The organism is Actinoplanes sp. ATCC 53533 (genome assembly GCF_003947245.1).
Genome location: NZ_QHHV01000666.1, coordinates 1 through 595, shown reverse-complemented (window position 1 = coordinate 595; position 595 = coordinate 1). Strand labels below are relative to the sequence as shown.

1 pseudogene is annotated in these 595 nt (G+C 65.5%); it reads left to right on the top strand.

Annotated elements, in window-relative coordinates:
- Positions 1-595, top strand: a pseudogene (locus tag DMB66_RS60540) (citrate/2-methylcitrate synthase); the annotation flags it as partial.

The following is a 595-nucleotide window of genomic DNA, read 5'->3' as shown; positions in this document are numbered from 1 at the left end:
TCGACGTCAGCGCGCTGCTGAAGGAGACCCGGATACGTCACCCTGGACCAGGGCTTCGTCAACACGGCTTCCTGCGCGTCGGCGATCACCTACATCGACGGTGACGCCGGCATCCTGCGCTATCGGGGCTTCCCGATCGAGCAGCTCGCCGGCAAGGCCTCGTTCCTCGAGGTGTCCTATCTACTGATCCACGACGCGTTGCCGACGCCGGCCCAGCTGGCCGAGTTCGGCGACAAGATCCGCGTGCACACGCTGCTGCAGGAGGAGATGCGCGCCTTCTTCTCCGGCTTCCCGCGTGACGCGCACCCGATGGCCGTGCTCTCCTCGGCCGTCACCGCGTTGTCGACGTTCTACCAGGACGCGCTCGAGCCGACCGATCCGGAGCAGGTCGAGATCTCCGGGATCCGGCTGATGGCGAAGCTTCCGACCATCGCGGCGTACGCGTACAAGAAGTCCATCGGCCACCCGCTGCCGTACCCGGACAACTCGCTGGACTACGTCGAGAACTTCCTGCGCATGACGTTCGGCCTGCCCACCGTGAATTACGAGGTGGACCCGACGCTGGCGAAGGTGCTCGACATGCTCTTCGTGCTGC